The organism is Robertmurraya sp. DFI.2.37 (assembly GCF_029211245.1).
GTDB lineage: Bacteria > Bacillota > Bacilli > Bacillales > Cytobacillaceae > Robertmurraya > Robertmurraya methanolica_A.
The window spans coordinates 32555-43123 of sequence record NZ_JARGEJ010000042.1 but is presented as its reverse complement, the minus strand read 5'-3'; the positions used below and the strand labels follow the sequence as shown (position 1 = coordinate 43123).

The 10569-nt window shown below is 37.5% G+C and carries 8 protein-coding genes; 3 read left to right on the top strand and 5 right to left on the bottom strand.

Annotated elements, in window-relative coordinates:
• Positions 1–642 precede the first annotated feature (642 nt).
• The 3 genes from PZE06_RS18670 to PZE06_RS30135 form a co-directional block, all read right to left on the bottom strand.
• On the bottom strand, positions 643–2271 hold the full coding sequence (locus tag PZE06_RS18670) for a Na/Pi cotransporter family protein (protein ID WP_275791835.1): 1629 nt from the start codon (positions 2269–2271) through the stop codon (positions 643–645).
• Between the two features lie 453 nt (positions 2272–2724).
• The gene (locus PZE06_RS18665) at positions 2725–4188 is read right to left on the bottom strand and encodes an Msr family ABC-F type ribosomal protection protein (protein ID WP_275791834.1); all 1464 of its coding nucleotides are present in this window, start codon (positions 4186–4188) and stop codon (positions 2725–2727) included.
• Between the two features lie 302 nt (positions 4189–4490).
• Positions 4491–4535: an erythromycin resistance leader peptide gene (locus PZE06_RS30135; protein ID WP_369011855.1), complete on the bottom strand. Its 45-nt coding sequence runs from the start codon at positions 4533–4535 to the stop codon at positions 4491–4493.
• Between the two features lie 309 nt (positions 4536–4844).
• Between PZE06_RS30135 and PZE06_RS18660 the strand changes: the two genes are divergently transcribed.
• The 3 genes from PZE06_RS18660 to PZE06_RS18650 all read left to right on the top strand — a co-directional run bounded on the left by PZE06_RS18660 (position 4845) and on the right by PZE06_RS18650 (position 7583).
• A complete protein-coding gene (locus PZE06_RS18660; protein ID WP_275791833.1) occupies positions 4845–5630 on the top strand; it encodes an HD-GYP domain-containing protein in 786 nt (261 codons plus the stop codon).
• A 696-nt stretch (positions 5631–6326) separates the two neighbouring features.
• Positions 6327–6653, top strand: a complete 327-nt coding sequence (locus tag PZE06_RS18655) for a hypothetical protein (RefSeq protein ID WP_275791832.1) — start codon at positions 6327–6329, stop codon at positions 6651–6653.
• A 300-nt stretch (positions 6654–6953) separates the two neighbouring features.
• Complete coding sequence (locus tag PZE06_RS18650; RefSeq protein ID WP_275791831.1) at positions 6954–7583, top strand: helix-turn-helix transcriptional regulator; 630 nt, start codon at positions 6954–6956, stop codon at positions 7581–7583.
• 828 nt (positions 7584–8411) lie between these two features.
• On the opposite strand, the gene PZE06_RS18645 is transcribed toward PZE06_RS18650, so the two are convergent.
• Entirely contained in the window at positions 8412–9023 is a 612-nt protein-coding gene (locus PZE06_RS18645) for a superoxide dismutase (RefSeq protein WP_275791830.1), read from the bottom strand.
• A 145-nt stretch (positions 9024–9168) separates the two neighbouring features.
• Positions 9169–10164, bottom strand: coding sequence for an NAD(P)/FAD-dependent oxidoreductase (locus PZE06_RS18640; RefSeq protein WP_275791829.1), 996 nt, complete (start codon positions 10162–10164; stop codon positions 9169–9171).
• Between the last annotated feature and the right edge of the window lie 405 nt (positions 10165–10569).

Sequence of the window (10569 nt, the reverse complement as noted above, 5' to 3'; positions counted from 1 at the left end):
GCGTATCTATGTATTGGAATAGTTTAACATATTAGGTAAATTTTATTAGGAATCGTGTCGAAAAATATTTTTTTGGCACTCCAACAGCGGTTCAAACCGTTGATATATCAATATTTATAGAGGGAGGATGAAAATGAAATACAAGTTGCTCGTTGTTTTTCTGTCTAGTATATCTTTTTTTCACAGGATGCGGGTTTGATAATCAGGCAACTGTAAATATAAAGAAATCACCATCAGCAAAGAAACTTTTGATAGAGAATAAAGACACTGATATTTTCTTGTTAAAGAATATGGTTTACCAAACAAATATTGAATGGGTAAATGAATGAAGTTTAACGAAAAATAAGGAACTCGGGGAAGATGAAAGCAATTATACTTTATTCGTTTAAAAATAAAATGGCGTCAAAACTTCCTATAGGTAGGAAAATTTTTTCAAGCAATGATAGAAAAGATCTATTAATTATCGAAAATAAAGAATAGAAAAGAAATATGCACTAACAGAAGGATAATTTATAAACAGCAAATCGCAAAGACTGATTTTTTAAATACTGTTCTTCCCATCGATTCGTTTCTGGGGCTTTACTTTTCTCATCTTTCTCCCCCCCAAAAAAACATAGGCTTTCGGAAGCCCATGCTCAGTTGTTAATGATTTTCCAACACTACTTCGGCGATATTAACAGCGTGATCACCAATGCGCTCCAAATTGCTGGCAATATCAACAAAGATTACACCTGCATCTCCTGTGCAGACACGTTCGTTCATTCTTCCAATATGGGTTTTCCGTAAAGTTCTTTCCATTTCGTCAATCCTTTTTTCCTTTATTAGAACATCGTTTGCTAATTTTGGGTCATTAGTAAAAAGAGCTTCAAGAGCGTTTTTCAAGGTCTCTAGCGTCAATAGGAACATCTCATTTAATTCACTTACTGCATCTGCTGAGAGAGAAATCTTTTTTTCAAGTCGATGCTCAAGCAGCTCCACAATATTTTCCGTATGATCACCGACTCTTTCAATATCCCTTATCGTACTTATTAACGAATTATGTTCTTCTGAATCTGCAGTGGATAAGGAGTTCCTTGAAATTTCAACTAAATAGTCAGTAATCGCCCGATCGAGATTATTAATTGCCTCTTCATATTGAAAGGCACGTTTAGCATGACTTCTATCACTCGTATTTAAAAAATGCAGCGCCTCTGAAACGAAATTTTGTGCGTATTCCCCCATTCTTTTGACTTCATCTTTAGCTTGTCCGATCGCCACGGAAGCTGATTGTTCGATAATCGCAGGATTAAGGTGCTTTGCCGTTGCGTCAATATCAACATCTTCCCCTGGAATGATTTTTGTGACAATCCATGCCAATGCGCCAATGAATGGAAATTGAATTATCGTATTCGCTACATTGAAGATTCCATGGGCAAACGCAATAGTCATTTCAGGATTCAAGTTCAGCTGCATCTGCAGCCATTCGATTATGGCAGTATACAATCCAAGAATTAGCAAAAATAGAAATGAGCCAATAACGTTAAACATTACGTGAACGGCGGCAGCCCTTTTTGCTGAGACTGAAGTTCCGATCGAAGCAAGGATAGCGGTGATGGTCGTGCCAATATTATCACCAAATAATACAGGCAAAGCAGCCCTTAAATTAATAGCCCCTTGTGAAAATAACTCCTGTAAAATTCCGATCGTGGCACTTGAGCTTTGTACAATTATGGTAAAAACAGTTCCTATCACAACGCCTAAAATGGGATTGTCACTCATGCTGACGGTAAGATTTTGAAATGATTCTAATGTTCGAAGCGGCTTTAAGCCATCACTCATCAACTCTAGCCCAAAAAAAAGCGCACCGAAACCAAAAAAGATTTGCCCAAGAGCATTGAGATTTTTGCTTTTAAAAAAGAATAAAAAAATAGCTCCTACCGCTAAAATTGGAAGTGCATATTCACCAATTTTGATCCCGATAATAAAAGCTGTTACCGTCGTGCCAATATTTGCGCCCATAATGACACCAATTGCTTGTCTAAGCTTCATAAAGCCGGCGCTTACTAATGCTACTGTTAACGCCGTTGTACCTGAGCTTGATTGAATAAGTACAGTAATGAAAACTCCAGCTAGCACACCCATAAAGGGATTGGTCGTAAAGCGATCAAGAATACTTCGTAAGCGATCCCCCGCCGCTGCCTGAAGACCATCCCCCATATATTTGATTCCGAACATAAAGATTCCTAGTCCACCAACAAAACTAAATATAAGCTCTTGAAGATCGAATTCCATAAATTCCACTCCTTGTACTAATCGCCAACAACATTCGCTATTTAGTATTTCTCGACAGAGTTGAACTATGCCCGAATTCCTCTTTTATCTACGCTTAGCTCTTAGGAAGCGAGCATGCATAAATCACCTTTAAAAGAACGAAACTAGATTATTCTTTTCGTATTCATTGTTAAAGGAGCGGTTCTTTCGCTATCTCAGGGCTAGGCATAAATTAAAACCTAAAATTACTCTAGCTAGATCAACAGCGCAGGCGCTTTGCTCGGACCCGTAATTAGGTAAGAGATAGACACATAGCGATTAATAAGAAGCTGATGTTGACTTGTTGTACGGACGGATGGGAAATTTGGTAGGGCCGAAGCGCCGGATCTAAGCAAACCCAAAAAGTTATACACATTGTTTAATTTGCTAGACAATAAAAATGGAGCAGAGAATTATTCTCTGCATCCCTCTATATTATTTTATCAATTTCAACTTCTTATCGACCATACTGTATTCAAGATCGGCAACACGTTCCACAAAAAATCGGTCATGAGATACAAGCAAAATCGTTCCTTCGTATCCGTTCATAAATTTTTCTAATGCCTCAATGCAAAATACATCTAAAAAGTTGGTAGGCTCATCTAGAAGCAATATGTTATATTTCCCTAAGAAAAGCTCGCATAATACTAATCTAACCGCTTCTCCACCACTTAAATTGTGAACATTTTTGTTCAAGTCATTTCCATTGAAATTCATAGAATGGAGTACGGAACGAATCTTCCGAGCATCGTAATTACTTCTCGCCTGCAAATAGGCAAACACCTCTTCATCTCTTTCAAATTGATAACTCATTTGTTTATAAAAACCAAAGGCGGCTTTTGGTGAAACAGCTAGCCCTTTCCCACGATTATAAATATGCTGTAATAATGTTGATTTCCCAGAACCATTCTCTCCTCTAATTGCGACGATATTCCCCAAAGGAAATTGAAAGCTCGCCTCTTGAAGAAGAACTTTATTACCCGCTTTTAAAGTTAGTCTATCTGCCATAATCGGGAACTTGTTGTGGAGCTTTAGAATAGGCGCCTGATGAAATCGAACAACTTCTTCACTCCGTGGTGCTTCCACCACTTCTAACTGCTCTGCTCGTTGTTCAATCGCTTTTGCAGCTCGTTGTACTGCCTTTTGACTTGTACCTTTTGATTTCGTCATAAACATCTTATTGGCCAGGGCACTCGTTTCCTTTTTCGATATACGACTGTTTGCCTCTGTAATTTTCTTCGCTTTCTTCATTTTTTCATCCGCAGCTTTTAAAAGACGCGTTTTTTCTTTTATATATCTATCATGATTCTCCTCTTGTTGTTTTCGTTTTAACTCCTTTTGGGCAATATATTCGGAATAATTCCCCACATATTCTGTAATCTCTCCATTCTCAATTTCCCATATTTTTGTCACGAGTTGATCAAGCACATAACGGTCATGGCTAACAAGGACAAGAGCTCCATAATAATAGGTCATTTGTTCAATGAAAAACTGAGTTCCTCTTTCATCTAAATGGGTCGTCGGTTCATCAATTAGCATTCCTTCATAATAGGAAGAAAAAATCTGCGCCAGCTTCAGCTTTGTTTGTTCCCCGCCACTAAAATGCTCCAATTTTGTTGTTGGAATCGAAAGCTTACTGATTAGCTCTGCTTCGACCACTCCATCTTCAGGTGTAGAAACTTGATCAAAATAGGCGAAATCAACAAAACTCTTCATGATTCCCTTTTCAGGTTTTATTTCCCCAGCCATTAATTTTAAAAGCGTGCTTTTACCTGCACCATTTTTTCCCACAATCCCAATCCGATCAAACTGATAAACAGCTAAACGGGGGATGGATAAAACTAATTTATCTAAGAAGGTCATTTCAATATCTTTTAATTCAAGACAAACTTTTTCCATCTTTCAACCTCTTTTCACTTTTTTCATAAACACACAAAAATCACAGGCGTACGGCCTGTGATTCAGAACAAGTGGAAAAAGCTCTATCCCTATAAGTAGATAGCACATTAATTTTTGAGCAAAAGAAAAAAAGGCAGAACGCTCCACCTTTCTTTCATCACATGTTTAATTAGAGTCACGTTTAAAAGGGTACCTTAATAAAGGTCAATTAAATGGACTACAACTAATGAAGATTATTAAAAAAGGACAGACTGCTCCCACTTGCTCTGTTCACATAAAACAGAGCCTTTGAACGTATTTAGTTACTTGTTCAAAGCGGGAATACGAAGTCTCATTGAGTGTGTCATTTTTTAATAATCCTCCTTAATTTAATGCAATACACTAAACATTATATTTTCTCCCTTCAGATTAGTCAAAGAAAAAACAAAATTACGTCAACACCTAAAAAACTTTTTACATATCTGTTCTTCATTACGGGAAAATAAGTATATAAAATCATCTCTTTTCTTAATACTCTGATAAATTAGCTTTATTTTGAAGAAATAGGGAGCGTCATTCCATGATAAACACCTTGAATAGCTGGCTAAGCTACCTTTTTTATCGTTCTCACCTTTGCAATAATTCTCAATGTAATTCAAGTCGGGAACGAAAACAATATGTTCATCTTGTATATTCTTAGCTCGATCTTTTTAGGAATCGGATTTTACAATCGCTCTGCTCTTTTTATTATAACTGTTACTACTTTGTTAGTAATCTGTCGGTTCTTTCTCATTTTAGATTCAACTGCAGATTTTGGAACATTTTTAACTTATTTAGTTACCTATTTTTTAATTTCTTTTATTTCTCGTTATTTGATGCGGTACGCACAAACCGTTCGCAATGATATTTTAGAGTTGACGACCGCGCTTGCAAATGCCTTAGATTCTAGGGATGCCAATACTTTACACCATTCCGAGAATGTCTCCAAGTATGCTGTTAAGATTGCTGAAAAGATGAATTTATCGAAAGAATTACGTGATTCTATTCGAATCGGTGGACTGCTACATGATATCGGAAAAATCGGTATTCCTGAGCATATTCTCTCAAAAGATGGAAAGCTAACAGATGAGGAATACAAAGTTATTCAACGCCATCCTTATATTGGCTATAATATGATTCGCCATATTTCCAACTTCCATAAAAACGGAGTTTTAGATATTGTCTTGTACCATCACGAACGATATGATGGAAAAGGCTATCCAGAAGGACTGTCCGGCGAGAATATCCCTTTGGTTGCTCGCATTGTCGCTGTTGCTGATACATTTGATGCAATGACCTCTTCGCGCGTCTATCGTGCTGAATTAGATTTATCTTACACACTTGAAGAAATCTGCAAAAATAAGGGCACCCAATTTGATCCAGATGTAGTTGATGCTTTTCTTACTATTGTCAAAGAGCACTAAAATATAGAAGGCTGCTCGAACTCGTCTACCAGTTCATATATAACTCCGTGAAATATCTCACTAAAGCTGTCATGCGAAATCACGCAATGACAGTTCATTAACGGTAATAGCTACTAATAGCCGCGCTGCATTGCACCAAGAAAACAGCAAATAAGAGTCTGTTCATAACTCGCCTATCACGAACATTCCGCCACAAAAATACGGACAGGTAGTGGATTGATTTCTAAATGATTCACAGCATTTTTGTTGTGCACGAAAAAGCTCGGCATATTAATTTACGATTTCGCTCTTTTCTATGATCTCCTCCTCCCATTACTCATCTTGCAGGTCAGATAAGTCAACCGTTTTTGAAAATCTTCCAACCCGATTGCTTTGCTACCCCTTCGCACCAAAAGGAGGAATCAATGTCCCTTCTTACTGTACTTGAGTAAGAAGGACTAAAAACTGCTCAATTCTTTGAACGCTTGAATCCAGCTCAACATAATAGCTCCTCTTCTCTTTTCACAGTTCTGTAATGAAGGACAACTAAATCACCATGCATTTCAACTTTTTAGCATATAAAACGAACTCATTTAATTAAAATTCCATATATCAAGCTTTCAGCAAAAAAATGTCAAATATTGCGAGCGATATTTGTTTTACAATTTTTCTAACTAGTGTATGATGTAAACTATATTAAAAAGGAGGATGGAGCGAATGAAAAAATCTTTAATGATTACTTTTATTTTATTATTCTCCATTTTCTCCTATAGTCACACCGAACATCATCTTGCACATGACAAATTTAATATTGCCATAGATAGTAGTACATTTGAATCTTCCGATCCCCATTCGGGTCATCCTGTTGATGATAGCTTGAAATTCATCCCAGCTACATCGTTTTTTGCACCTACTATTGTCATATTCATCTTGATAATTACATCACTGCTTTTTCTTTTTATTCGCTTTAAAAGAATTATGGCGATATTAACACCGATTCAATTTCAATCAAATTATGTGGTTCACTCCCCTTTCATTCACTAAAAATGAACAAAGGGGGAAAAATCCATGTGGATTCGATATTTAATCATTGGCTTTATGTCTTTTACGTCCCTGACATTATTTGTCTATCAAGGGATTGAAATTTCTCAGGCTTTTATCAATTATTTCAAAAATAAATAAGCCTTGAACCATCCTTCATTTGAGAGATGGTTTTTAGATCTTAACTATTGACTAGCAGACCGATAAAATAAATTTGCCCGGCAATCAGTTTCTTTTCATTTTTTATACTTTCTAGTATAATTAGTCGTAATTAGACGCTGAAAAGAATTGAGGTGTTTTAACTTGACGACCAAAATTTCAACAAAGGAACGACTTCTTCAACTGCTAAAGAAGAAGGTTTCTTTAACGGTCAATGATTTGACCGAAGAATTAAATATCTCTCATATGGCCGTCAGAAAACATCTTGATAGCCTTCAAAAAGAGAAGCTCGTTTCATCAAGAGAAGTGAAACAGCCCATTGGCCGACCTCTGCAAATCTATTTTTTGACAGAAAAAGGAGAAACACTTTTTCCAAAAAATTATGAGGGGATTACGCTTGAATTTTTACAAGATATAGAAGAAATGTATGGGCAAGAATCAATTGCTGATTTATTCCATAAAAGGGAAGAACGTTTAACCGCTGAGTATACACAGCGATTAGCGAAAAAAAATGCTCTTGAAAAAATGACAGAAATCGTTGCGATCCAGAATGAAAAAGGATACATGGCCGATGTCTCACAAATTAACGACAATACATTTGAACTCGTTGAATATAATTGCCCGATCATCGCAGTTGCCAATCAATACAAAACCGCTTGTCAATGCGAAACAAACATACTAAAAACTGTTCTTGACGCAGATGATGTTCGCAGAGCAAGCTGTAAAACGGATGGCAATGATCACTGTAGATTTTTAATCACCTTACAATCATAGGTGAAAAATCAATCAGACCTTAAATATTGATACCTAATCATTAATTAGCTCATTATCCTGAAAGCAGTAACTGCACCATTAACTTAGCACCTGTTACATTTTCGAATAGAGAAAATTGAAATGCTCCCCTTACTTTAATGGGAGCATTTCAGAGTGTCGACAAAAGCCATCGAGAGGCAACCTCTCGATGGCTTTTGTCATTTTTGGATAGTTGTCTGTAAAAATCCGTTGATTTCCGCTCCGGGCACTTGCTTTCCGGGGGCAGGCGGTGAGCTTCCTCAGAGCTGTCGCTCCTGCGGGATCTCACCTGTCCTGCAAATCCCCCAGGAGTCAAGCACCCTCCACTCCAATCAACTAGTTTGGCTCGACTCAAGCAGTTTGCCAAGTCCAAATCGCCATCTTTTTTAAGTTCATGGCAGCAAAAGTAAGCATCGTCTGCATAGACTTGTTTTTAAGACCTCTTAAAGTAGTCCATCGCATCAAATTTCTCAGGAGAAAATAGCTTTTTTCCGTGTTCTTCACGATCTATATTGAGTTCCAATTGTAGGAAATAGCTCTCCGAAGAAATAGAGAATCGCTTCCACTGAATTCAGAACGGCATGTATTTTCAAACCGATTGCACAAGCAATATGATAGAATAAATCGTGGAAGTACCCAAACTTAAGAAGAGATAACATAAACAGGGGATACAGAAATAGTGTTATGAGACGTTATGAGACATACGATGAACTTGACGATAAAAAAGCGGCTTTAGCCCTAAAAAATATTGAGCTAAAGCCGCTTATGCCGCTGCCTTCTAAATTGATGACAGTTATGCCTTTTTAATTTTTATTTTGCAGCTGCAAATAACTTGTTTACCTCATCCCAATTGATAACATTAAAAAATGCTGCGATGTAATCAGGACGTTTGTTTTGATAATTTAAGTAGTAAGCATGCTCCCAAACATCAAGACCAAGAATTGGAGTTTTACCTTCCATTAATGGGCTATCTTGATTTGCTGTGCTTGTGATAGCAAGTTGACCATTATCGACAATCAGCCATGCCCAACCAGAACCGAAACGAGTAGTTGCTGCCTTAGCAAATTCAGCTTTAAATGCGTCAAAGCTTCCGAAAGCACTGTTAATTGCCTCTGCCACTTCACCAGTCGGATTTCCACCACCATTTGGAGAAAGAATTGTCCAGAAAAGGCTATGATTTGCATGTCCGCCGCCGTTATTTCTCACCGCTGTACGGATATTTTCAGGAACTGCATCAAGGTTTGCAATGAGCTGTTCAACTGTCTTACTTGCTAGATCATCATGACCTTCAAGTGCTGCATTTAAGTTATTGACATATGTTGCATGATGACGATCATGGTGAATCATCATTGTTTGTTCGTCAATATGTGGTTCAAGTGCATTGTTTGCATAAGGTAATGCTGGTAATTCGTACTTTGCCATTAGTAATTCCTCCCAATATGTAATTTCATGAAACCGATTTACTCTTTTATTGTATTTTCTTTTTTAAACTTTTTCAACTAAAAAGTATAAAAAATTAAAAATATGAAGTGAGCTAAATTTTTCTTTCAATTATATGACGTGAAATTTACTTGAACATATCTGAACTATGCGGGACATGCTTTTTTGCAGTTGGATCCACAAAGTGTTTGGCTGCATTTATTGCTACTGGAGCTTCTCCAAACCCACTCGCAATCAATTTCACCTTTCCGTCATACGTACATATATCGCCTACTGCATAAATCCCCGCAATATTCGTCTCCATTTTAGAATTGACGACGATAGAGTTTCTCTCAATGTTTAATCCCCACTCTTTTATGGGGCCTAGCGCAGAGACGAAACCATAATTGACAATAACCGCATCTACATCTAATGTTTCACTTTCTTTTGTCGTGACATTCTCTAATACTACCTGATAAATTTTCTTTTCATCACCTATCAATGCAGCTGGGACATACGGAGTTTTTACATCTACTTTTGAATTTTGGAGATTTTCAACGCTATGCTCATGAGCGCGGAACTTATCACGGCGATGAACAATGGAAACCTTCTCAGCAATCGGCTCAAGCATTAGCGACCAATCGACCGCAGAATCTCCGCCACCAAATACAATCACTTTTTGATTAGCAAACTTGTTTAAATCATCGATAAAATAATGTAGATTTTTCCCTTCATAATGAAAACCATTTTCTAATTCAATACGACGAGGCTGAAAGGCACCTACACCAGCAGTAATTATGACTGTTTTTGAGTAATGGATCTCCTCATTCGTTGTTAACGTGAACGTACCACCCTCTTTTTTTTCCACTTTTTCAACAGTTTGTCCTAAAACAATCGTCTGTGAAAAAACTGACATTTGCTCTTTAAGTCGATCGACCAGCTCTTGTGCGCGCACCTTTGGAAAGCCTGCCACATCATAAATAAACTTTTCAGGATAAAGTGCCGCTAGTTGCCCACCCAACTGGGGTAGACTTTCAATAACCTTAACTGAAAGCTGTCTCATCCCTCCATAAAATGCAGTGAACATTCCTACTGGACCGCCACCAATGATCGTCACATCATATACTTTCTGATCCTCTTTCATTTTCTTTCCTCCTTTTGTGCTTCTATGTCGTTGGTCTATCTCTTTCGAAAAAATGTATTATTCCTGCCCTTTCCTTTACTGGAAAGTAGGCTAATTCAGGGTCAAAAGCATTTTATTGCCGCCCATACCTGCGCTAGAAGAAAACTGAACTTTTAGGCGAACTATTCCGACTTTTTCCGGCGAGCCTTGGATTAGCACTTTAAAATCAGAATAGGCGTGCGATTCGGACTTCTCAGCAATGCTCTCTGGTCTTTAAAATTAATTAGCTCGTCGATTCAGATCGATCGATAACAAGGTCTGGCCTTTCGCGTCCATTAGAACTTCAATTCGGACTTTACGACAACGAGGCACGCTCTTTCACGTTCAATAGAACCCTCGATTCGGATTTTTCGACAACGAGGCTCT